At 41.2% G+C, this 23,262-nt stretch carries 23 protein-coding genes; 16 read left to right on the top strand and 7 right to left on the bottom strand.

Translation table 11 applies throughout. From position 1 onward, the window contains the following. The first annotated feature begins 27 nt into the window (after positions 1-27). The 13 genes from lysA to G6W42_RS04000 all read left to right on the top strand — a co-directional run bounded on the left by lysA (position 28) and on the right by G6W42_RS04000 (position 15,286). A complete protein-coding gene (gene lysA / locus G6W42_RS04060; protein WP_194173046.1) occupies positions 28-1,251 on the top strand; it encodes a diaminopimelate decarboxylase in 1,224 nt (407 codons plus the stop codon). Then, positions 1,235-2,314, top strand: a complete 1,080-nt coding sequence (gene pheA, locus G6W42_RS04055) for a prephenate dehydratase (protein WP_194173045.1) — start codon at positions 1,235-1,237, stop codon at positions 2,312-2,314. The genes lysA and pheA overlap by 17 nt, the downstream gene beginning before the upstream one ends. Then, positions 2,314-3,411, top strand: coding sequence for a histidinol-phosphate transaminase (gene hisC / locus G6W42_RS04050; RefSeq protein ID WP_194173044.1), 1,098 nt, complete (start codon positions 2,314-2,316; stop codon positions 3,409-3,411). Before pheA ends, hisC begins: the two co-directional genes overlap by 1 nt. A 4-nt stretch (positions 3,412-3,415) precedes the next feature. Continuing rightward, positions 3,416-5,113 (top strand): flagellar basal-body MS-ring/collar protein FliF, encoded by a 1,698-nt coding sequence (gene fliF, locus G6W42_RS04045; RefSeq protein ID WP_087581053.1) that lies wholly within the window; start codon positions 3,416-3,418, stop codon positions 5,111-5,113. Then, complete coding sequence (gene fliG / locus G6W42_RS04040) at positions 5,113-6,144, top strand: flagellar motor switch protein FliG (RefSeq protein WP_012001435.1); 1,032 nt, start codon at positions 5,113-5,115, stop codon at positions 6,142-6,144. Before fliF ends, fliG begins: the two co-directional genes overlap by 1 nt. After that, entirely contained in the window at positions 6,141-7,007 is an 867-nt protein-coding gene (gene fliH / locus G6W42_RS04035; RefSeq protein ID WP_194173043.1) for a flagellar assembly protein FliH, read from the top strand. The genes fliG and fliH overlap by 4 nt, the downstream gene beginning before the upstream one ends. After that, positions 7,000-8,826, top strand: a complete 1,827-nt coding sequence (gene dxs / locus G6W42_RS04030) for a 1-deoxy-D-xylulose-5-phosphate synthase (RefSeq protein ID WP_194173042.1) — start codon at positions 7,000-7,002, stop codon at positions 8,824-8,826. Before fliH ends, dxs begins: the two co-directional genes overlap by 8 nt. A 71-nt stretch (positions 8,827-8,897) precedes the next feature. Beyond that, on the top strand, positions 8,898-9,308 hold the full coding sequence (locus G6W42_RS04025; protein ID WP_009294652.1) for a Fur family transcriptional regulator: 411 nt from the start codon (positions 8,898-8,900) through the stop codon (positions 9,306-9,308). Positions 9,309-9,442: 134 nt separating this feature from the next. Next, positions 9,443-10,849, top strand: coding sequence for a CHAD domain-containing protein (locus G6W42_RS04020; RefSeq protein WP_346010460.1), 1,407 nt, complete (start codon positions 9,443-9,445; stop codon positions 10,847-10,849). A gap of 13 nt (positions 10,850-10,862) precedes the next feature. Beyond that, positions 10,863-11,585 carry a bifunctional demethylmenaquinone methyltransferase/2-methoxy-6-polyprenyl-1,4-benzoquinol methylase UbiE gene (ubiE, locus tag G6W42_RS04015; RefSeq protein WP_194173041.1) on the top strand — a complete coding sequence of 241 codons (723 nt, stop codon included), beginning with the start codon at positions 10,863-10,865 and terminating at the stop codon, positions 11,583-11,585. Next, entirely contained in the window at positions 11,578-12,744 is a 1,167-nt protein-coding gene (gene xseA, locus G6W42_RS04010; RefSeq protein ID WP_194173040.1) for an exodeoxyribonuclease VII large subunit, read from the top strand. The genes ubiE and xseA overlap by 8 nt, the downstream gene beginning before the upstream one ends. A gap of 2 nt (positions 12,745-12,746) precedes the next feature. Beyond that, positions 12,747-13,826 carry a phosphoserine transaminase gene (gene serC / locus G6W42_RS04005; protein WP_194173039.1) on the top strand — a complete coding sequence of 360 codons (1,080 nt, stop codon included), beginning with the start codon at positions 12,747-12,749 and terminating at the stop codon, positions 13,824-13,826. Further along, positions 13,826-15,286, top strand: a complete 1,461-nt coding sequence (locus tag G6W42_RS04000) for a class I SAM-dependent methyltransferase (protein ID WP_194173038.1) — start codon at positions 13,826-13,828, stop codon at positions 15,284-15,286. The genes serC and G6W42_RS04000 overlap by 1 nt, the downstream gene beginning before the upstream one ends. 29 nt (positions 15,287-15,315) lie before the next feature. Here the strand turns inward: G6W42_RS04000 and G6W42_RS03995 are convergent, their stop codons facing one another. Further along, a complete protein-coding gene (locus G6W42_RS03995) occupies positions 15,316-16,056 on the bottom strand; it encodes a sulfite exporter TauE/SafE family protein (RefSeq protein WP_194173037.1) in 741 nt (246 codons plus the stop codon). A gap of 142 nt (positions 16,057-16,198) precedes the next feature. Here G6W42_RS03995 and G6W42_RS03990 point away from each other — a divergent pair, with 142 nt between their 5' ends. From G6W42_RS03990 to G6W42_RS03980, 3 genes are all read left to right on the top strand, one after another. Further along, complete coding sequence (locus tag G6W42_RS03990; RefSeq protein ID WP_194173036.1) at positions 16,199-17,470, top strand: anthranilate synthase component I family protein; 1,272 nt, start codon at positions 16,199-16,201, stop codon at positions 17,468-17,470. Positions 17,471-17,692: 222 nt separating this feature from the next. Next, positions 17,693-17,998 (top strand): hypothetical protein, encoded by a 306-nt coding sequence (locus G6W42_RS03985; RefSeq protein ID WP_194173035.1) that lies wholly within the window; start codon positions 17,693-17,695, stop codon positions 17,996-17,998. Between the two features lie 59 nt (positions 17,999-18,057). Continuing rightward, positions 18,058-18,357 (top strand): hypothetical protein, encoded by a 300-nt coding sequence (locus G6W42_RS03980; protein WP_430640594.1) that lies wholly within the window; start codon positions 18,058-18,060, stop codon positions 18,355-18,357. A gap of 336 nt (positions 18,358-18,693) precedes the next feature. Here G6W42_RS03980 and ychF read toward each other — a convergent pair whose 3' ends face one another. The 6 genes from ychF to rpiB are packed head-to-tail and all read right to left on the bottom strand — an operon-like array spanning position 18,694 to position 23,177. Then, on the bottom strand, positions 18,694-19,797 hold the full coding sequence (gene ychF / locus G6W42_RS03975; protein WP_009294641.1) for a redox-regulated ATPase YchF: 1,104 nt from the start codon (positions 19,795-19,797) through the stop codon (positions 18,694-18,696). Beyond that, positions 19,797-21,248 (bottom strand): leucyl aminopeptidase, encoded by a 1,452-nt coding sequence (locus G6W42_RS03970; RefSeq protein WP_194173034.1) that lies wholly within the window; start codon positions 21,246-21,248, stop codon positions 19,797-19,799. Before G6W42_RS03970 ends, ychF begins: the two co-directional genes overlap by 1 nt. Next, positions 21,229-21,834 (bottom strand): DedA family protein, encoded by a 606-nt coding sequence (locus G6W42_RS03965; protein ID WP_054196332.1) that lies wholly within the window; start codon positions 21,832-21,834, stop codon positions 21,229-21,231. The genes G6W42_RS03970 and G6W42_RS03965 overlap by 20 nt, the downstream gene beginning before the upstream one ends. A 1-nt stretch (position 21,835) precedes the next feature. Continuing rightward, positions 21,836-22,384: an adenine phosphoribosyltransferase gene (gene apt, locus G6W42_RS03960; RefSeq protein WP_194173033.1), complete on the bottom strand. Its 549-nt coding sequence runs from the start codon at positions 22,382-22,384 to the stop codon at positions 21,836-21,838. Positions 22,385-22,404: 20 nt separating this feature from the next. Next, positions 22,405-22,737 carry a hypothetical protein gene (locus G6W42_RS03955; protein ID WP_002939538.1) on the bottom strand — a complete coding sequence of 111 codons (333 nt, stop codon included), beginning with the start codon at positions 22,735-22,737 and terminating at the stop codon, positions 22,405-22,407. Further along, complete coding sequence (gene rpiB, locus G6W42_RS03950) at positions 22,734-23,177, bottom strand: ribose 5-phosphate isomerase B (protein WP_194173032.1); 444 nt, start codon at positions 23,175-23,177, stop codon at positions 22,734-22,736. Before rpiB ends, G6W42_RS03955 begins: the two co-directional genes overlap by 4 nt. Positions 23,178-23,262 lie beyond the last annotated feature (85 nt).

Below are 23,262 nucleotides of genomic sequence, written 5' to 3'. Positions count from 1 at the left end.
TCAAGCCATTTTAAAAAAGGCTATTTTATGGATTTTAAAGAGCTTGCAAGCAAATACAAAACCCCACTTTACGTTTATGATTTTAACTACATTAAAGAGCGCTATGAAGCGCTAAAAAACGCATTTTACGCTAGAAAATCTCTGGTTTGCTACGCTGTAAAAGCAAACTCAAATTTAAGTGTTTTAAAATTTCTGGCTGATCTTGGAGCAGGATTTGACTGCGTGAGCATCGGCGAGGTCAAAAGAGCGCTGTTAGCAGGAGCTAAGAGATATCAGATCATCTTTAGCGGCGTTGGCAAGAGCGATGAAGAGCTAAAAGAGGCTTTAGAAAATGAAATTTTGCTGATAAATGTCGAGAGTTTTGCCGAGCTTTTAAGGCTTGAAGCGATAGCAAAAGGACTAAATTTAAAGGCAAGGATCAGCATCAGGGTAAATCCAGGCGTTGATGCAAAAACTCACCCATATATCTCGACAGGGCTAAATGAAAACAAATTTGGCGTCGATGCGCAGACGGCTAAAAAGATGTATATCCACGCTAAAGCATCAGAGTTTCTTGAACCAACTGGCATACATTTTCACATCGGCTCGCAGCTAACTTCACTAAGCCCGATAATAGATGCTGCAAAGATCGTTAGCGAGCTTTTAAGAGAGCTAAGAGCGCTTGAGATCGATATCAAATTCTTTGATGTTGGCGGCGGACTTGGCATCATCTACAACGATGAAAAAGAGATAAATTTATACGACTACGCACAAGGAATTTTAGGCGCACTAAAAGGTCAAGATGTGACCGTCGTTTGCGAGCCAGGACGCTTTATCGTGGGCAATGCTGGCTACTTTGTAGCAAGCGTTTTATATGAGAAATTTAACGGCAAAAAGAGATTTGTCATCACTGATGGAGCGATGAATGATCTCATAAGACCAAGCCTTTATGGCGCGCATCACAAAATTTTTGCTTACGGCAAGGATGAAAATTTGGGCACTTGTGATGTGGTCGGTCCAGTTTGTGAAAGCGGTGACTTTTTAGCAAAAGATATCAAGCTACCAGAGTGTGAAAGTGGCGATATCATCGTGGTTAAAGGGGCTGGGGCTTATGGATTTAGCATGAGCTCAAACTACAACACAAGAAACAGAGCCGCTGAAATTTGCCTGCTTGATGGCAAAGATAGGCTGATAAGAAGACGTGAGAGCTTCGAGGACGTCGTGGCACCTGAGATTGAGTTTTTGGAGAGCGCTGATGCAAGAGCTAAATGAGCTTAGAAAAGATATCGATAGTATCGATGATCTCATCTTAAATAAATTAAACGAAAGAATGAAGCTTGTCGAGCAGATCGGCAAGCTAAAGCAAACGACTGGGACGCCTATATATCGCCCTGAGCGTGAGCGAGCTATCATAAACCGCTTAACTAGCCTTAGCAAAGATAAAGCCTTAAATAAGGCTGCTATCGAGGCCATTTACCTTGAAATTTTTGCCGTAAGTAGAAATTTAGAGATGCCTCAAAAGATCGTCTATCTTGGGCCTGAGGGCACTTACACGCATCAAGCGGCGCAAAGTAGATTTGGTGCGATGAGTGCATATTTACCACTTGCTACGATCGAGGCAGTTTTTACGAAGCTAGCTCAAAAAGAGGCAAAATACGGCGTCGTGCCTATCGAAAACAACACTGAAGGCGCTGTTGGAGCTACGCTTGATTGTTTGAGTAAATTTGATGATATAAAGATAGTAGCAGAGCTCTACGTAGATATCCACCATAGCTTTGTTAGTATAAATGAAAATTTAAAAGAGATCAAGCGAATTTACTCGCATCCGCAAGGCTACAACCAGTGCCGTAAATTTTTAGAAGATCATATGCTAAATGAGGTCGAATTTGTCCCAGCCAAATCAACTGCAGCAGCTGCATATATGGCATCTATGGATAGAGAATCAGCCGCCATTTGCTCAAAAATCGCAGCTAAAATTTACAACGTGCCAATCGTATATGAAACGATTGAAGATAATATGGCAAATAGAACGAGATTTTTGATCTTAAGCGATTTTAAAAACGCCAAGGTTGAAAACTCGAAAACTTCGATCCTAGCAAAGACTGATCACAGTCCAGGACGCCTTGCTGATCTGCTTTCTATCTTTAAAAATGAAAATATCAATATCACAAAACTTGAGTCACGTCCTATAAAACAGCGCGAATTTAAGTCAATTTTTTATCTTGACTTTGAAGGGCATATCGACGATGAGAAGGTGCAAAACGCTTTTGAGCTCGCAAAAGAGAGCGGCGCTGAGATAACTTGGCTTGGAAGCTATTTAAACGGAGATGAGTAATGAAATTTAATGACTTTTTAGATGATCTAGTAAATTACGAGGCTGGAAAGCCAATCGAGCTTGTGGTTAGAGAGTTTGGCATCGATGCAAAAGATGTGATAAAACTAGCGAGCAATGAAAATCCATTTGGCACGAGCAAACGCGTAGAAGAGGCGCTAAAAGAGGTCGCTAAAAACGCACATCTATATCCAGATGATAGCTACTTTGAGCTAAAAGAGAGGCTGGCTAAGAAATTTGGCGTAACTAGCAAAAATCTAATCATCGGCTCTGGAAGCGACCAGATCATAGAGTTTGCACTTCACGCAAAGGCGAACAAGCAAAGTGGCGTTTTGATGGCTGGCGTGACATTTGCGATGTATGAAATTTATGCAAAACAAACTGGTGCTAAAATTTACCGCACAAAGAGCATGGAGCATGATCTGGGCGAGTTTTTAGAAATTTATAACGCGCACAAAGATGAAATCTCTGTCATTTTTCTTTGCTTACCAAACAACCCTTTGGGCGAATGCATCAATGCCGATGAAGTCTATAAATTTATAAAAAACATTGGTGAAAACACGCTTGTAGTGCTTGATTGTGCTTACAACGAATTTGCTAAATTTAAAGATAGCAAAAAAGAGATAAAGCCAAGCGAAGTGGTGAAATTTAAAAACGCCATCTATCTTGGCACTTTCTCAAAGGCCTACGCACTTGGCGGCATGCGCGTTGGATACGGCATGGCAAATGAAGAGATCATAGGCGCTCTTTCAAAGCTAAGAGCTCCATTTAACATCACAACTCCAAGCCTAAGAGCGGCGATTGTAGCGCTTGGAGATGATGAATTTGTGCAAAAAACTATGCAAAACAACTTCGAGCAGATGAAGAGATATGAGGAGTTTGCAAAGCAAAATGGCATCGAGTTTATCCCAAGCTACACAAATTTCATAACTTTTAAATTTAACGAGCCAAAATCAAGCCAGATATGCGAAAAGATGCTAAAAAAAGGTATAATTTTACGAGATTTAAAAAGCTACGCCTTAAATGCGGTGAGAATCACTATCGGTCAGGCATGGCAAAACGATAGAGTTTTTGAAGAGTTAGAGCAAATTTTAAAGTAGGGATATGGATTTTAAGGCATTACTTCATCAAATAAGTCAAATTTATCAAAAGCTTTCACTAAAACAAAAGATCGTCGCAGGCAGCTCGATCGTCTTAGTAGTGGCTTTTTTGGTATTTTTAACGCTTTACAAAAGCAAAAGTGATAGCTTTGCAGGATATAGCGTCCTTTTTGAAAACATCAGCCCAAGCGACTCAGCCTTAATAGTCGATCAGCTAAACAAAGATGGCATAAAGTATAAACTAGCAAATGAAGGCACTATCCTTGTGCCAACTAGCGATGTATATAAAGAGCGTATCGCTGTTGCAACGCTTGGCATACCAAAAGAGAGTAAGATCGGTTTTGAAATTTTTGACAAGCAAGAATTTGGAGCTACTGATGCCGAGCAGAGAGTTAAATTTCAAAGAGCGCTTGAGGGCGAGCTAGCTAGAACGATCGAGAGCCTCTCATCTATCCAAAAAGCAACCGTAAGAATAGCCATACCAAAAGAGAGCGTCTTTACTGAAAGACAAGCACTGCCAACGGCCTCGATCGTGGTTGAGCTAAAGCCAGGCGTTAGTCTAAATGCGAAGCAAATTTTTGGCATTAAAAACCTAGTTGCTGCCTCTGTTACAAATTTAAGCACCGAAAATGTCAAGATCGTCAATCAAGATGGCGTCGCACTTGGCGATGAAGACGGCGAGTTTGATAGTGATGCCATAGCTCAGCAGATCCGCTATAAGCGCGAGTTTGAAAACAACTACGAGCAAAAGATAGTAAATGTCCTAGCTCCTATCGTGGGCGGGGCAGATAAGGTCGTAGCGAAGGTAAATATCGACTTTGACTTTGACAAAAAAGATACAAAAAGCGAGGTTTATGACCCAAATAACGTCGTAAGAAGCGAGAGCAACATCGAAGAAAAGCGTCAAGGCTCAGCTCCAAATGAAGTAGGCGGCGTGCCAGGTGCGGTTAGTAACATAGGTCCTGTTCAAGGTCTTGATGATAGCACTTTAAAAGAGCAGTACAACAAAAGCTCGCAGCAGACAAACTACGAAATTTCAAAGAAAGTGACAAATGTCAAAGGGCAGTTTGCTAGCATAAACAGAGTGAGCGCAGCTGTCGTTATAGACGGACTTTATCAAAGCAAAAAGGATAAAGACGGCAAACCAACTGGTGAGCTTGAATTTGCCCCGCTTACCAAAGAGCAAAGAGAATCAATCACAAATTTAATCAAGCAATCAATCGGCTACAATCAAAATAGAGGTGATGAGGTAAGCTTAGATAACTTCGAGTTTAAAACTGGCAAAGATGTCAGCACTGGCGAGAAGATGGATGGCTTTATGAACAACTACGTGATGCCTTTCTTGCCGCTACTAAAATACATCTTTGCAGCACTGCTACTTTACATCTTCTACAAAAAAGTCATCGTGCCATTTATGCAAAAGATGCTTGAAGAGACGAAAGAAGAAGAGGAGCAAGTCCAAGACGATCTTGAAGATATCGAGATGGATGCAGAAGATACGCTTGAGAAATTTAAAGCCGCTCGCAAGAAGGTCGAGGAGCAGCTTGGTCTTAGCGGTGAATTTAACGAAGATGAGCTAAAATACGACGTCCTTCTTGAAAAGATGAAGATAATAGTCACTGAGCGAAGCGAGGAAATTTCAAATTTACTCCAAGATATGGTTAAAAATGATAGTGACTTTAACATGCGTAAGGAAATTTGATGTCTATAAAACTAACCGATAAGCAAAAGATGATATATGACGATCTTTCGATGCCAGAAAAGATCGCTATTTTACTAATACAGCTTGGCGAAGAGGCGACGGCTCTTATATTTTCTCACATGGATGTTGATGTCATCACTGAAATTTCAGGCTACATAGCAACTGCAAAAAACATAGACAAGCAAGTAGCAGGCGCCATTTTAGAAGAATTTTACGCTCTCATGCAGTCAAATCAATATATGAGAAGTGGCGGCTTAGAGTATGCAAAAGAAATTTTATACCGCACATTTGGCCCAGAGGCTGCTCAGAAAATTTTAGACAAGCTTGCTAAAAGCATGGAAAACTCAAAGAGCTTTGGCTATCTTGATAAGATAAAGCCACAACAGCTCGCAGACTTCATCGTAAAAGAGCACCCTCAAACTATCGCGCTAATCCTAGCCCACATGGACTCAACAAGTGCCGCCGAGACGCTAAGCTTTTTCTCAGATGAGCTAAGAAGCGAGGTTGTGATCAGGATGGCAAACCTTGGTGAGATCAGCCCATCAGTCATCAAGCGTGTCTCAACAGTGCTTGAGGGCAAACTTGAAAGCCTCACATCTTACAAGGTCGAGGTTGGTGGCCCAAGAGCTGTGGCGGAAGTACTTAACAGACTTGGTCAAAAAGCTAGCAAAAGCACGATCGAGCGCATCGAACAAAGCGACGATAAGCTTGCTACAACGATTAAAGAGCTTATGTTTACATTTGAAGATATTATCAATCTTAACGCAACTGCGATTAGGGAAATTCTTAAAAATGTCGATAAAAAGGACCTTATGGTTGCATTTAAGGGCTCAAGTGATGGCATTAAGGATAAATTTTTATCAAATATGTCTCAGCGTGCAGCCGAAGCATTCAAAGAGGAGATGCAATACCTTGGCGCTGTGCGTGTAAAAGACGTTGAAGAGGCGCAAAGACGCATCGTTGAGGTCGTTCAAGGTCTAGCTGATCAAGGTGTCTTCCAAGTTGGCGAAGCAGATGAGATGATAGAATGAAAAGTAGCGTAATAACAAGTGAGACCTCACCGGCTCACTTTATAGAAAATTATAGATTTAAGGTGCTTGGAAGTAACGAAAGAGCCCAAGATAGCGCACCTGTTTTGATAGAAGAAAATAATCTTAGTGAAGAGCTAAATGAACAAAGCTTAGAGCAAGGTGGTGAAAATTTCGTACCTCAGATGTCGCACCCAGTGCAACCAAATATGCAAAATCACTTTGCGCCTCAGTCTCAAAATAGCCAAGCTCACCAGCCTGGATTTGACTCTAGCTTTGTCGAGGAGCTGCTTAAAAAGACAGATGAGCTAAGCAGCAACATCATCAAGCTTCAAATGCAAATAGAAAATCAAGAGAGTGAATTTGCAAAGCGACTTGAAGCTGAGATCGCCCGTGCAAAAGAGGATGGCAAAAACGAAGGCATCACTCAAACAAATGCTGCAAATGAGGCAAAGATAAAAGAGCTTGAGGCTAAATTTAGCGCTTCAGCTGCAAAGCTTGATGAGCAGTACGTTAAATTTGATGAGTTTTTAAAAAAGAGCGAGGAAGAACTTGGGCAAACTGCGATAAAGATCGCAAAAGAGGTGATAGAAAAAGAGGTCTCAACGGCTTCTAGTCAGATCGCTCATCACCTAGCAAATTCGCTTATAAAAGAGCTAAGCGACGTAAAAAATATAGAAATTCGCGTCAATCCTGAAGATAGCGAGTATCTAAAAGAGCAGTTTAGTAAAAACGAACGCGTAAAAGTAAGCGCTGATGATGCCATAAGTAAAGGCGGCGTGGTGATAATAAGCGAGGGCGGAAATATCGATGCGACGATGCAAACAAGGCTTGAAAAGCTAAAAATGCTGGTAAATAATGAATAAAGACGTTAAAAGCCTAAATGTCGATGAGCTAAACGCACTTTGCCACGACATCAGAGACAAAATTTTAGCCACCGTTAGCAAAAATGGCGGCCATCTTAGCTCAAATATCGGTGCAGTCGAGATCATCGTTGCGATGCATAAAATTTTTGACGTTACAAAAGATCCGTTTATATTTGATGTAAGCCACCAAAGCTACGCACACAAGCTACTAACTGGGCGCTGGGATAGCTTTGATACGCTTAGAAAATTTAACGGTATCAGCGGCTATACAAAGCCAAGCGAGAGTAAATTTGACTACTTTGTAGCAGGACATAGCTCAACGTCCATATCGCTTGCGGTTGGCGCTGCAAAGGCGATCAAGCTAAAAAATGAAGACCGCTTGCCAGTAGCTGTCATAGGTGATGGCTCGCTAAGTGGTGGCATGGCGTACGAGGCGTTAAATGAGCTGGGGGACAGAAAATATCCTTGCGTCATCATCCTAAACGACAACGAGATGAGCATAAGTAAGCCAATAGGCGCACTCAGCAAGTATCTAAGTCAGATGATGGCTGGGCAGTTTTACCAAAAATTTAAAGGCAGGGTTGAGCGCTTTTTAAGCTATATGCCAGACTCCGCAGCCTACATGGCTAGACGCATGGAGGAGGGCATCAGGCTCATCACCCCCGGCATGTTTTTTGAAGAGCTTGGGCTTGAGTACATTGGCCCAGTTGATGGACACGACATCTCAGCGCTTCTTAGCACATTTGAAACCGCTAAAAATATGAAAAAACCAGTCATTGTGCACGTGCAGACGCTAAAGGGCAAAGGGTATGAATTTGCCGAGGGTTACTATGAAAATTGGCACGGAGTTGGGCCATTTGATCTAAAAAGTGGAGAATTTATCAAAAGGCAGTCAAACAAGTCAGCCACGGCTATCTTTAGCGAGCAGCTTTTAAAGATGGCAAGAGAGCACAGCGACATCGTTGGCGTAACGGCTGCGATGCCAACAGGCACTGGTATGGACGCGCTCATACATGAGTTTCCAGACCGCTTTTGGGACGTAGCGATAGCCGAGCAGCACGCTGTCACCTCGATGTCAGCCATGGCAAAAGAGGGCTTTAAGCCATTTGTCGCGATATATTCGACCTTTATGCAAAGAGCATATGATCAGGTCATTCACGACGCTTCTATTTTAAATTTAAACATAACCTTTGCGATGGATAGGGCAGGCATCGTGGGTGAGGACGGTGAAACGCACCAGGGTGCTTTTGATATCAGCTTTTTAAATGCCGTGCCAAATATGGTTCTTTTTGCCCCAAGATGCGAAGAGAGCATGAAAAATGTTATGGAATTTGCCTACTCTTACAAGGGCGTTAGCGCGTTTAGATATCCGCGTGGGGCGTTTATTTTAAGAGATGAATTTAAAGCTAAACCGCTAGAGTTTGGCAAGGGTGAAATTTTGGCTGATGCAGAGAGCGACATCACGTTTTTAGGCTATGGCAACGGCGTTGGCAAGGCAAATTTGGTTAGAAATTTACTAGCTGGCAAACTTGAAGCTATCCTTGTTGATCTAGTCTTTGTAAAACCGCTTGATAGAGAGCTTTTGCTGGGTCTTGCAAAACGCACCAAAAAGTGGTACATCTTTAGTGATAGCGCTAAAAAAGGCGGTGTTGGCGAGATCGTAAGTGCGTTTTTACAAGAAAATGGCATATCAAATGTAAGCGTTGTTAGCTTTGAATATGATGATAAATTTATCCAGCATGGCTCAACAGCAGAGGTTGAAAAGAGCCTTGGCATAAGCGCAGAGCAGATAGCCCAAAAATTACTAGAGAATAATTAATATCATTTAATAAAGAAATGTTTAATATTACTTTTGTTAGCATAAGGCAAAAATTTGTATAGGGGAAAATTATGCAATATGTATCGTTGCTAAAACAGTCTGGGCTTAAAGTAACGCCGCAGCGTCTTAGCGTTTTGAGAATTCTTGATCGTCACACACATCCAACGATCGATGAGCTTTATGATGAAATTTTGAAAGAAAATCCATCAGTTTCGCTCGCAACTGTTTATAAAAACCTAAACACTCTAAAAGATGAGGGTCTAGTGGTTGAAGTAAATATCGTAAATCAAAAGGCGAGATACGACATTTACGAGCATCCGCACATCCACGTGGTTTGCGAAAACTGCGGTAGCGTCGAGGATATGAGCTATGATGACTCAGAGCTTGGCAAATACCAAGAGGCGCTTGAAAAAAAGATCGGAAATATCATCGAGCGCCTAAATATCGTTGCTAGCGTAAAAAGCTGTAAACACTGCCGATAAGGCAAAATTTATGTTGCACTACGCAACATAAATTTTTATTCATAAAACACTTTCAAACAAGCCTAAAATTAGCATTTTTCTCATTATTTTAAGCACTAACTTGCTAAAATAAACAAAAAATTTCGGAGAAAAATGTGGGTTTGGAGATAGAGCGTAAATTTTTACTCAAAAATTCTCAAATTCTAGATTTTCTAAAAGAGGCTGGAGTAAGCTTTAAGCACCTTGAAATTTCTCAGTTTTATACCAAGATCACGCAAAATGAAGAGATCCGCTTCAGAAGCGAAGAGGGTAAATTTATAAGAACGATCAAGATCGGCAAAGATCTTATAAGAGAAGAAAATGAGGAATTTTGCGAAAAGACGGAGTTTAAAAAGGCCCTTAAAAACCGCATCGGCCACGTCATCACAAAAGATAGATATATCTTTAGGCTAAACAATAATCCCTGCAACATCGATGTTTTTAAAGACGGCTTAAATGGGCTTTGCACATTTGAGATCGAATTTAGTGACGAAAACGAGGCTGTATATTTTAAACTGCCAGCCTTTTTGGAGCAGTTTTGCCAAGCTGATGTCACCTGCGATAAAAGATATAAAAACAAATTTCTAGCCATCCATGCAAACGAAAATGAACAAATCGACTACAAAAGAGCTTACTTAGTCTTTAAAAACAAAGAAATTTCGCCAAATTTTACTGCGAATTTAAAAAGTGGCGAGACACTTAGAGCTTTGTTTTTAAGCATATTTAAAGAGACAAAGAGGTTAAAAAGCGACTATCTGCAAGATCACGACGAGGAAATTTTACACAGCCTGCGAGTAAATTTAAGAAAAGTTAGGTCGCTACTTAAAATTTTTAACGGTGTTTTTGATGAGAAAGTGACGCTTTTTTTTGGAGAGAATTTTAAAATTTTGGCAAATTCAACCAACAAAAAGCGTGACCTTGACATATTTCTAGGCTTTTTAAGCGAGCAAAAGCACGCAAATGAGCTTATATATTTTGTGCAAAAGGCTCTAAATTTAGAGTATGAAAACGTTAAAAGCTACCTAGGTGACGAGGAAAACTACGCATTTTTAAAAGAGTGGGAGATATTTTTAAACGAGGGCGAGTTTTACAGGTCGAAGCTCTTTGATGTGAGCCTTTCGCGTCTTGGCTCGTTTAAGCTAAGAACACTTCTAGTCCTAGCTCAAAAAAGACTAAAAAGCCTAGATCAAGACTGCCCAAACGATAGCTTTCACAAGATCAGGATCGAGCTTAAAAAGGTGAGATATGTTTACGAGTTTTTGAGTGAGATCTTTTATTTTGACGGGCTTAAAAAGTATGAAGAGCGGCTAAAAAATATGCAAGATATCTTTGGTGCGCTTCAGGACTATGACGTCTGGCTGGGCATATTGGAGCGCTTGCCAGAGGCTGCTGGCAAGGAAAAGCTTGAGAGTAAAATTTACAAACAAATTTACAAAACCAGAGAAGAGATACTAAAAAAGCGGCTTAAATTTATAAAAGCAACTCGCAAGATCTCGCGAAATTTAAAAATTTACTACATATAAAGGTCTAAAATTTATGCAAAAACAAGAAAAAATAGTTGATATGTTTAACCAGATCGCCCCGACTTATGACGTCGCAAACAGGGTGCTAAGCCTTGGCGTGGATGTGAGCTGGAGGAAATTTGCCTGCAGATATATGCTAGAAATTTTTAAAAAAAGAAGCATAAATATCGTGGATGTGGCTTGCGGCACTGGCGATATGATGGGGCTTTGGAGTGAAATGGCAAAAGAATTTGGCGTTGAGGTTAAAAGCCTTACTGGTATCGACCCTTCAAGTGGTATGCTAAAAGAGGCAAGAGCGAAATTTCCAAATTTTAAATTTATAGAGGCATATGCTGATAATACGACGCTTGCAGGCGGTGAAGCTCAAATTTTAAGTATAAGCTACGGCATCAGAAACGTGGTCGAGCGAAAGGCTGCACTAAGAGAGTTTAATAGAGTGCTTGCTTTAGATGGTTACGTCGTCGTGCTTGAATTTACAAAGCGCCAGAAAAATGGTTTTATAACCTCACTAAGAGATTTTTATCTAAGTAAAATTTTGCCAAGTATCGGCGGATTTATCTCAAAAAACAAAGAGGCGTACGAGTACCTGCCAAGCTCGATCGAAAATTTCCTCGATGCAAAGAGCTTTTGCGATGAGCTTGTGGAGGCTGGCTTTGAGATAGAGCTTTGCAAGGGCTTTAGCATGGAGATCTCGACGTTATTTATCGCTAAAAAGGTCAGAGAAATCAATGCTTAGCGTATCTGAGCTAAACGAAAAAGCAAAGGCGCTGCTTGAAGCGACACTTGACTATGTCGAGGTAAGTGGCGAAATTTCGCGCCTTACTAAGCACGCCTCTGGGCACTGGTACTTCACGCTAAAGGACGAAAAGTCAAGCATCTCGGCTGTGATGTATCGTATGAATAACCAAAAGGTGAAATTCCTGCCAAAAGAGGGCTTGAAGGTCAAAATTTATGGCAAAGTGACCATTTATTCGCCAAGTGGGTCGTATCAGCTAGTGGCTAGTGCTATGCTGCCTGATGGCGAGGGCGAGCTTGAGCTTGCATTTAGACAGCTTAAAGAAAAGCTCGAAAACGAGGGGCTTTTTGACGTCGCTGCGAAAAAAGAGATACCAAATTTACCTAAAAAAATAGCCCTTGTCACAAGCGCCACTTCAGCTGCACTTCAGGATATGCTAAAAGTCGTCACGAGTCGCTGGAGGCTAAGTGAAATTTATATATTTGACGCTTTAACTCAGGGCGAAAGCGCCCCAAGCTCGCTCATAAAAGCTTTGCAAAAAGCCGATAAATACGGCGTTGATGTGATCGTTTTAGCGCGCGGAGGCGGCAGCAAAGAAGACCTTTGGTGCTTTAACGACGAGGGTTTGGCACGTGAAATTTACGCTACCAAAACGCCTGTCATAAGCGCTATCGGCCACGAGATCGACTACGTTATAAGCGACTTTGTGGCGGACCGCAGGTCGCTCACGCCAAGTGCAGCCATGCTTGATCTACTGCCTGATGAAGAGGCGTTTTTTCAGTATCTTGATAGGCTCAGCGACGATCTTGACAGTGCTTTAAATTTAAAGATCACAAAGAAGCAAAATTTACTAAATTTGCTCCTTTCTAAATTCTCATCAAATGCCCTAAAAGCTAGGATCGAGCTAAAATTTAGCGAGGTAGCAAACAAGCAAAACGCCCTAACAAACGTCGTGCAAAGAAAGATCTTGCTTCTTAGCTCAGCTCTTGGCTCGCTTGAGAAGGCTTATGAGATGAGGGAGCTCTTTTTTGAGAGCACAAAGGGGCTTATAGAGGTTAGAAAAGATGGCAAGAGAGCCGATCTTAGGGATTTAAAAATAGATGATGAGATCGAGCTTATCTCGCAAAACACACATAAAAAAGCAATTATCAAGGAGTAAAAATGAGTAGAAAAATCAACTTTAGCGCAGGCCCAAGTGCGATACCATTAGATGTTTTAGAGCACGCAAAGGCTGAATTTACCGACTACAGGGGCGAGGGCTACTCGATCATGGAGATCAGCCACAGAAGCAAGACCTTTGAGGAGATCCATTTTGGCGCGATGGAGAAGATAAGAAAGCTTTACGGCATCGGCGATGAGTATGAAATTTTATTTTTACAAGGTGGCGCACACTTGCAATTTAGCATGATACCGATGAATCTATACCAAGGCGGCAAGGCGCAGTACGCAAACACTGGCGTTTGGACAAATAAAGCGATCAAAGAGGCCAAAGTGCTTGGCGTAAATGTAGATGTCGTCGCAAGCAGCGAGGATGAAAATTTCTCTTACATCCCTGAGTTTAAATTTAGTGATGACGCCGACTACGCCTACATCTGCTCAAATAATACGATTTATGGCACGCAGTATAAGGCTATGCCAAAGACCAAATCGCCCCTTGTTGTCGATGCTTCGAGCGATTTTTTCGCTAGACCGCTTGATTTTAGCAGTATCGGCTTGCTTTATGGTGGCGCTCAGAAAAATGCAGGCCCAAGCGGCGTCACCATCGTCATTTTAAGAAAAGACCTAGTTGATCGCGTGAGCAGCCAAAACGTCCCTATGTTTTTGCGCTACAAAACGCACGTAGAGGCAAACTCACTTTACAACACACCGCCAACTTTTGGAATTTATCTTTTAAATTTAACCATGCAGCACCTGCTAGATCTTGGCGGACTTGCCGAGGTTGAGAAGATAAATGCCAAAAAAGCAAGCACGCTTTATAGCATCATAGACAGCTCAAATGGCTTTTACGTGGGTCACGCTAAAAAATCAAGCAGGTCAGACATGAACGTGAGCTTTACGATACCAAAAGATCATGCGCTTGAGCCAGTTTTCGTCGAAGAAGCGCTAAAAGAGGGCATGCTAGGGCTAAAGGGCCACAGACATCTTGGCGGCATAAGAGCCTCTATCTATAACGCTGTTAGCCAAAGCGACGTTGAGAAACTTGGCGAGTTCATGAGAGAATTTGCCAGAAAGCACGGCTGATGAACAAGGCAAAAAAAGCTTACGACGAGATTCCTTATTTCTCAGCTGCATTTAGCGACTGCTCGCCCGTTAGGATAGAGGCGGTGGCTAAATTTCTAGGGCTAAAGGCGGCAAATTTAAAAGATGCCAGAGTGCTTGAGCTTGGCTCGTCATACGGCGGCAATATCTTGCCATTTGCAGCTTCGCACAAAGAGGCAAAGGTCGTTGGCATCGACATCTCAAGCCACCAAGTAGAAGAGGGCAACAAGATAGCAAAGAAGATGAAATTAGAAAATTTCACCCTTCTTGAGCGTGACTTTTTGCACATGAATGAGCATGACATCAAGGAGCTTGGTGAGTTTGACTACATCATCGCTCACGGCGTTTATAGCTGGGTGAGCCCAAACGTAAGAGACGCGCTACTTGCTACGATCAAGGCACTACTTAGCAAAGATGGCATCGCCTACGTCTCTTATAACACCTACCCAGGTTGGAAGAGCCTTGATATCTTAAGGGACTTCATGCTCTTTGCGAGCGCAAACAGGGGCGATAAAGACTCACTTCCTCACGTCAAAGAGGAGCTAAATTTTTTGCAGGATTATTTGAAATTTAGCCTGCAAAACCAAAGCGATGTCGTCTATAAAGACAGCATGAAGCTACTTTTGACGCAGCTAAATTTCTTGCAAGGCATCATCGCAAAGGGGAGTGATTATTACATTTTGCACGACTTTTTGGAGGCTAGCAACGAGCCAACATACTTTCATAAATTTGCCAAACACATCGATAAACACGGGCTTTGCTACGTCATAGACGCCTCGCTAAATGATATCTTTGCAAGCTCAACCGGGATCTACCGCTTTGACGCGCACATCGAGCAAAGCTACAACACTCGCATCAAAAAAGAGCAGCTAAACGACTTTTTGTTCAATAGATCCTTTAGAAAGAGCCTCATCGCGCACAAAGAAAGGCTTGAGGGCGCTGATGACTTTGACGCGGTGCTTGGCGAGAGCGAGCTAAATAGCTTACATTTTGCCTACTTTAGTGAGCAGCCAAGGACAAAAACGCAAGAAATTTTAAGCAAAGCCTATCCGCAAAGCCTAAATTTAAGTGAAGTAAAGGCTGCACTTGGTGAGAGCGAGAGTGAAGCATTTATGGGGCTACTTGAAATTTTAAATGATCAAAATACTAAAATTTCATCATCAAAGCTTATTGCGCTTGCTTATGAGCCTAAAAAAACTAGGCTAAAACCTATGGTAGCGGCATATCTGAAGTATTTTTTGGAGGCTAGCTCGCCAGTTATTTCTTTGGCAAACGAGCTAAATGGCAAGCTAAACTTAAGCGCCCAAGAGATCAAAGCCGCCTTGAAATTTGACGGCAAGGCTAGCTTTAAAGAGATCGCAAAGAGCATAAATTTAAGCGAAAATGAGCTAAAAGAGCTTGCTTTTAAACTAAGCGAAGCCTACTTTTTTGAAGAAATTTAAAAAAGAGCGTGGCAAATTTAGCCATGCTCTTACTCAAAAAACATATCTTTTAAGATCAAGATGATCATCAATATATAAAATAGTAAAAACCATTTTTTAAGCGTCTTTTTGTCGGTATTTTGCGTCTTTTTGGTGCCAAAGTATGCGCCTATTAGCGAGCCAAGGCCTAAAAATGTGCCCTCAAGATATGAGATATGGCCATTTAGTGAGAGCGAGATGAAGCCAGCGATGGCTGCAAACATAACGAAAAATACGCCCATTGAGACCGCCTTTTTCAGCTCATATCGTAAAAAGCCCACCAAGATAGGCGCTATAAAGACGCCTCCGCCGATGCCGATGCTAATGGCAAAAACACCAACAAAAACACCAACTAAAAATAGCAAAAAGACCGAGTTATTGGCGTTTGAGCCGTCGCTGTTTGGCGAAAAGTATAGCTTTATAAGTGAAAAGATAAAGGTTGCTAGAAGCATAGACTCAAGCAATAGTGCTGGCGCGTGCGATACGATAATGCCACTAAAACTTGCCCCCACAAGACCGCCAAGCCCCAAAAATACGCCACGATTTAGCTTTAAAAGTCCAGCTTTGTAGTTTAGATACGAGCCAAACGTCGCACTAAAGATCATCTGCATGACGCTTATGCCAATGGCCGTTTTCACGTCGTATCCGAAGGCGACCATGATAGGAACGACGACCGTGCCGCCACCTATGCCAAAAAATCCAGCTATGTATCCAACGCCGATACCTAATATGAAAAGTTCTACAAAAAGCATTTTTTCTCCCTTGAGCGGTGCAAATTTTAGCCAAGTGTGCTTGAAAAAATAGTAAAAAGGCGTAAATTTATAAATTTAGCCAAAATTTCAAAAACTAAAAGCGAACTTTTTTTATAATGATTAAAAATTTAAAAGGAAAAATATGCTTTTAGAACAACCGCTCTTTTATTACGAAAAGATCAAAGAGAAATTTAAAAATAGCTACCTTGCCGAGGACAAGATACAAACAATAATCGGCATCGACTGCGAATATATCGACGAAAAGGATATGGACTTTTACGGGCTTAGAAGCTACTTTGATACTAATCGTAACAAGTCGCTAGCACCTTTTGCGGGACTATTTGGCGTTTTTGCTTATGATGGTGTGAGATACTTCGAGTATATCGGCGAGGAGAAGGCTAAAAAGTACGAATTTCCAAAATTTATCTACGCTGATGCAAAGGCATATCTGCACTTTGATAAGATGAGTAAAATTTACACTTTTTATGGAGATAAAGAGAGGTATTACGACTTTTTGCTAAATTTAAAGGCAGATGAAGGTGGCAAAAGAGAGTGTGAATTTAGCGTAAAAACTGATCTTAGCGAAGAAAAGAAACACTTTGAAAATATGGTTGAAGTGGCAAAAGAGTACATAAGAAGCGGCGATGTTTTCCAAGTGGTGCTTGGCGAGTTGCTTGAAATTTCAACGAATATGGATAGTCTATACTTTTACAAAAAGCTAGCCGTGGCAAATCCAAGTCCATATATGTTTCATTTTCCTACACCTTATGGCGATGTAGTCGGCTCGTCGCCTGAGCTAGTTTTTGAGATGAAAGGGGAGCAAATTTTTGTAGCACCGATCGCTGGCACAAGGCCAAGAGGCGGTGATGCAAATGCTGACGTGGCGCTTGAAAATGAGCTTTTAAGTGACGAAAAGGAGCTAGCTGAGCATAAGATGCTAATCGATCTTGCCAGAAATGACATCGGCAGGGTCTCAGAGCCAAAGAGCGTGGCGGTAAAAAATGCGATGCATATCCAGAAATTTGAAAAAGTGATGCACATCGTTAGCGACGTCTATGGCAAGTGCGCTAGGGAGCTTAATCTTTTTGACGTGCTAGCTAGCATCTTCCCAGCTGGCACGTTAAGCGGTGCGCCAAAGATTAGGGCTATGCAGATAATCAATGAGCTTGAAATTTTTGAGCGAAATATCTATGGCGGGGGCATTGGATTTTTGCATTTTAACGGCGACGCACAAGTGGCTATCCTCATCCGCTCAGCCATCTTTGTGCCAGATAAAAATGGCTTTAGTGACGTCTTTGTCGGAGCTGGAGCTGGTATAGTCTATGACTCAAAGAGCGAAAAAGAGTATGCTGAAATTTGCCACAAACGAGCCAGCGTGGTAAATGTCTTTAAAAACAGCGCAAAAGAGGTTTGAATTTGAGTCGCGCAAGTGAAAACTTTAAAAATAAAAGGATAAAATAGCCAAATAAGCGATGAAAAACATAAATTTTTCATTTCCGCAAGGAAAATTTAGAAAAAAAGAGTTGTTTTTAGAGCTTAAATCTAAAAAATATAAAAGGAAAGTGTATGAAAAAAGTTTCATTATTTGCATTGAGTGGTATCGTTGCACTAGCATTACTTGGATGTGAGGGGGGGGGTGGCGCATAGCCTAAAAGAAGTATGTGACAATCCAAAAACAAAATATGAAAGTCTCGAAGCAGATGTTTATTATAAATTAATAGAATTTCCAATCGGAACAAAAAAAGATGGACCAAAAGGAAACTATATAGAATTTTATGATGCAAATGGAGATGAAAAAATACACATTCACCAAGATCCAAGCAATATAATGGGCTATGGCATTAAAAATGTAAAAAAAGAAGGTGAAGTCTTTAAACTAAAAGGAGAACTTCCAAAATGTATCGGAGACACTGTTATTCTAAAGTTAATAAGAGAAGAATAAAAAACAATAATAGTATTTCACTATCAGGCGAGTAGTAAGATACTATAAAAAGGTAGCTAATGCCAGGGCAAAATTTGATCCTAGCCGTAACGATCCTATTTTTCGTGGGTGCGCTAAACGTTGGCAAGATGAAATTTAGCTTTGATGAGCGCATCCAAACAAATGCAATGGCAAATTTCACGCAAATTTATGAGTATGAAAAAATGCACATCAAAAATGGCGAGCGTCTGGGAATTTCGAGCTTGGCTCAAACATTATCATACTTGGCGAGAAATGCAACCAAGTATAATCTCTTTGAAAATAAAGATCTGAAATTTAGAGGCGATCAGGCTTATAAAATAAATACGCTAAGCATATGAGTAATTTTTTATATATTCATTACAATATGAGTTATGGTCTTTAAAATATTATAGGTATGAAGGCTTGTAAAAGATGACGAACGTATTATTTTATCTATCGAAATTTCTCTAGGATTAAGATTTAATTGGCTCATCTATTATAAAGCTCGTATTTGTTTTACTAAGTCGATAGCTTTTACATCATTTAAATATATTAATAAGATATAAAATTATGAGTTGATATATTTTTAAAAGAATTTTATTAACTTGTTATAAAAAATTTAAATTTGCCTTGCAACCCAAGGCTTGAATATTTTATATATAAATTTTAGCTATTTAGCCCAAAAAGGGCTAAATTTAGACATTAAACCTAAAGTGCATCACGTCGCCATCTTGCACGACGTAGTCTTTACCTTCAAGTCTCATCTTGCCAGCCTCTTTGGCTCCGTTTTCGCCGCCATGTGCGATGTAGTCATCATAGCTTATCACTTCAGCTCTGATAAAGCCTCTCTCAAAGTCATTGTGTATGACGCTTGCTGCTTTTGGCGCTTTCCAGCCATTTGTGATCGTCCAAGCCCTAACTTCCACGACGCCAGCGGTGAAATAGCTTATCAAATTTAGCTTTGCAAAAGACGTTTTGATGATCTTCTCAAGACCGCTCTCGCTCGTGCCAAGAGATGCCAAAAACTCGTGAGCCTCCTCATCGCTTAGGCCTATTAGCTCCTCTTCGACCTTAGCACAAAGCTTGATCACCTCGTGATCTGAGGCTTTAGCATACTCTTTTAGTGCTTTTACAAATTTATTATCTTCGCTAAGCCCCTCTTCATCGACATTTGCGCCATAAACTACCTCTTTAGCGCTTAGAAGCCTTAGCTCTTTGTTGAGCGCTAAAAACGCCTCACTATCTCTTTGTTCAAAACTGCTTGCGCTTTTGCCATCATTTAGGTGAGCTAAAAGTAAATTTGCTATCTCAAGTGCCTCTTTAGCGCCTTTTGCATTTGCTTTCGCCTCTCTTGTGAGCTTTTCTATCTTTTTATTTAACTGCTCGATGTCAGCTAGTATCAGCTCGGTTTGGATGATCTCGATGTCTCTTACTGGATCGACGCTACCCTCGACATGGGTGATGTTTTCATCCTCAAAGCAGCGAACTATGTGAAGTATTAGCTCGGTCTCTCTGATGTTTGATAAAAATTTATTACCAAGTCCCTCGCCAGAGCTTGCCCCTTTTACAAGGCCTGCGATATCGACAAATTCGATGGTTGAGTATTGAATTTTATTTGGACTTACTATCTTTGCAAGCTCATTTAGACGCTTATCAGGCACTGGCACGATGGCTTTGTTTGGCTCGATAGTGCAAAACGGATAGTTAGCGCTCTCGGCATTTTGCGCCTTTGTAAGTGCGTTAAATGTTGTTGATTTACCCACATTTGGTAGGCCTACTATTCCAACTGAAAGTCCCATCAATTCTCCTTGCTAAGTGCTAGTAAAAAGTATAAATTCATCCTCACACCCGCTCCACTCGCACCTGCTTGGTTGTATCCCCAGGCCTTTTCTCGGTATGCTGGGCCTGCGATGTCTAGGTGTAGCCACTTATCTTTATACTCATCTTTGATAAATTTGGCTAAAAACATGCCAGCCGTGATCGCTCCGCCATATCTGCTAGATGCGCAGTTGCTAACGTCTGCGATCTGGCTTTTGATAAGCTCGCTAAGATAAGGGTTAAAATCAAGCGTAGTCGCTAGCTCGCCGCTATCTTTTATCTTGCTTTTAAACTCGTTTTTAAGGTTCTCATTGTTGCCCATTATGCCTGTTGTGTATTCGCCAAGTCCCACGACGCAAGCGCCAGTTAGGGTTGCCATGTCGATTAGGATGTCTGGCTTAAAGTCTTGTGCGTAGCTTAGGCAGTCAGCCAAGACCAAACGTCCCTCTGCATCGGTGTTTCTCACCTCTATGCTAATGCCACTTCTTGAAATTAGCACGTCATCAGGCTTGTAGGCGTTGCCGCCGATCATATTTTCAGTTGCGCCTAAAATGGCGTGAATTTCAAATGGTAAATTTAGCTCAGCCGCACCCTTTATGATGCCAAGAGCTGCTGCTGCACCGCTTTTGTCTGACTTCATAGTAAGCATATAATCAGCCGGCTTCAAGCTAAGGCCGCCACTATCGTATGTTAGCCCTTTGCCAACAAAGATGATGCGTTTTTTAGACTTTTTAGGCTTGTAGGTTAGGTGAATAAGCCTTGGTTTATGCACGCTTGCACGATTTACCGCCAAAAATGCGTTCATATTCTCTTTTGCTAGAAATTTCTCGTCATAGACCTCGCACTTTATGCTCGCGTGGCTTTTAGCTAAATTTTGTGCGTCCTGTGCCATCTTTTGTGGTGTGTAAATTTCTGGGATTTCATTTACGATATCTTTTGCAAAATTTGTAGCCTCGGCGATGATCGCTGCTTCTTTAAAGCCTTCTTCTGCAGCCTTTATATCGATTTTTTGCGCATTAAATTCCTCTGTGCTAAAGAGTATCTTTTCAAGCGAGTATTTCTCTTTTTTCTCTTTGTATTTGTTAAATTCATAGCTTCCAAGCAAAAAGCCCTCAGCTAGCGCCTCAAAGCTTAATTTTCGGCACTCCGCTACGTAAGAAGCTAGCTTTATGCTCTTGATGTTTAACGATTTTAGCGCATTATAAGCTTTAGCTGCTGCAACTCTTAGTTCGTCAAGATCAAGCTTAGAAAGTGGCACGTAAGCCCTTTTTACCTCGCTTAAGATAAGGACGCTCTCGCCTTTGTAATTGTTAAATTTAATAGCCTCTTTATCGCTTATAAATTTATGGTTTAAGTCCTTATCAACTACGAAAATTAGTTCAATATCAGCTTTTATGTCTTTTAATTTTTTATCAACTATTTGAAACTGCATGTCTTCTGTCTCTCCTTTCGTTTAAAATTTTATTTTCGATGCGTTTAAATGCATAGATCAAAAGCCCCATAAATATAGCAACCACTGGGATAGCGACGTACCAGTGCTCTTTTGCTTCTTGCAAAAGCACAAGTATATGCTCGCCAAGTATCCAAGCAGGTATGGTCGTTATCGCCGCCCAGCACCAAGCGCTGATCAAATTTATAAAGGCGTATTTTTTAGCGTCATAGCCAGTAAGTCCTATGCAAAGCGGGATGATGACACGAAAACCATACATATAGCGTTGCAAAAAGATGATCGGCCAGCCATATTTTTTCAGCATTATGTGCGCCACTGCAAATTTTCTCCGCTGCGTGTGAAGCCTTTTTGCGATGTATTTTTTATTGTAACGCCCTAAATAAAAGTAAATTTGATCCCCTACAAAGCCTCCAAGTCCAGCCACAAAGATAGCAAGCGCGATGTGCATATGTGTGGTGTGAGCAAGAATTCCAGCCATTATTAAGGCCATCTCGCCCTCCATGATACACCAGACAAAAAGTATGATGTAGCCGTACTCTTTAAGCAGCTCTATAAAAAACTCTTCCATGCTAAACCTCTAAAACGCTGTAAATTTTAGTAAGCGACTTTAACTTTTCGCTACCTTTTAGATCAACTAGATCTATAAGAAAACACGCTTCAACGCAGGTTGCGTTAGTTTGATTGATAAGCTCAACTGAAGCTTTTGCAGTGCCTCCAGTTGCTATTAGATCGTCCATCAAAAGTACTCTAGCGCCTGCTTTTTCTCCAAAAGCATCGATGTGAATTTGCACTTCATCGACGCCGTACTCTAGGCTATATTTTTGAGAAAGCGTGATATATGGCAGTTTTTTTGGCTTGCGAATAGGTACAAAAGGCAGCCTTAGCCTTGCTGCAAGCGCCGCACCAAAGATGAAGCCACGAGACTCTATACCAGCTATGTAATCAATCTTTGCATCCTCGTATCTAGCCACCAAATGATCTATCAAAAAGTTAAATGCCTCTTTGTTGTTTAGCAGCGTCGTGATGTCGCGAAAAACTATGCCAGGCTTTGGAAAATCGTTTATGCAGCGAATAGAGTTTAGTAAAAATTCTTTGCCTTTTTGATCTAAAATTTTCATAAATTTCCTTAAATTTGAGGTTATAGTAGCGCTTCGATCTTGCCTTCAAGCTCACGTATGCGTTGTCTTAGCTTGTCGTTTTCTAGGCGGTACTGGGAATTTCTTGTGCGAAGTGAGGTTACGTCGTTTTTGGTTTTGTTTAGCTCGTCTGTCAAGATGTCGATGTTGCCTAGACTTCGTTGGAGTTGGATCTGAAATTTTCTTATGACGACCTCGGTGTCTTGGAGGTTATTTTTCATAAAATCTTTTGTCGCACGCTCTTTTTTTAGAAGCGTTTTGAAGTAAAAAACCATGACGGTTAGGTAGATCGCAGCACAAACAAGAGCGGTAAAAACGATCCACTCGCCTATCATTTGCCTGCCTTAAGTTCTATTTTTTGCACGCGCCTTTCGTGTCTGCCACTTACAAACTCAGTCTTTAAAAAGGCTTCAGCCGCCGAGATAGCCACACCTGCACCGATAACCCTTGCGCCAAAAGCGATGACATTTGCGTCATTGTGCTCTCTGGCAAGCCTAGCGGTAAATTCATCGTGGCAAAGGGCACACCTTACGTTTTCATGCCTATTTGCAGCGATTGAGATGCCAATGCCTGTGCCACAAACTAGCACGCCGTAGCAGTTAGGTTCAAGCTTGCTCGCTAACAAATGCGCATAATCAGGGTAATCAACGCTATTTTTATCGTTTGTACCAAGATCAACCACTTCGTATCCAAGCCCTTTAATGGCCTCTTTAAGCTCGTTTTTTAGCTCAAAACCAGCGTGATCGCTAGCTAAGAAAACTTTGTCTATCTTCATGAAAAGTCCGTTAAATTTTTTGTTGATTATAGTCAAAGTTGCATTAAAATAAAATTTTACTCTCAGCCAAAATGAAGCTATAATT

Origin of the sequence: Campylobacter concisus (assembly GCF_015230015.1) — a bacterium.
In the GTDB taxonomy this organism is placed as follows: Bacteria; Campylobacterota; Campylobacteria; order Campylobacterales; family Campylobacteraceae; genus Campylobacter_A; species Campylobacter_A concisus_AF.
The sequence above is the reverse complement of the archived record's forward strand: the minus strand, read 5'-3'. Positions and strand labels throughout refer to the sequence as shown.